This is a genomic window from Gilvimarinus sp. 1_MG-2023 (genome assembly GCF_030548285.1).
Genome location: NZ_JAUOSC010001139.1, coordinates 1 through 264, shown reverse-complemented (window position 1 = coordinate 264; position 264 = coordinate 1). Strand labels below are relative to the sequence as shown.

The 264-nt window shown below is 40.5% G+C and carries 1 protein-coding gene; it reads left to right on the top strand.

Annotated features, from left to right (window positions below; translation table 11 throughout):
- Positions 1-264: hypothetical protein (locus Q4563_RS20415; RefSeq protein ID WP_303605814.1), on the top strand; the 264-nt coding region annotated here is incomplete at both ends.

The window sequence follows — 264 nt, the reverse complement described above, 5'->3', positions numbered from 1 at the left end:
GACTTGGATCGTCCATTACAAGGCCAGCCAGACTATATTGCTAACTTACAATTGGGTTACGACCATATTGAAACCGGTCAGGAAGTCACACTGGTATTTAACCGCAAGGGGAAAGAGCTGGTCATTGTAACACCAGATGCAGGCAGTAACGTTACCAATGTGTATAGTGAACCTTATGATGATCTTAAAATTATCTATACCAAACGCTTTGGTGACGATTTGAAAGTGTCATTATCCGGTGAAAATATTCTGGACTCTGAAAAA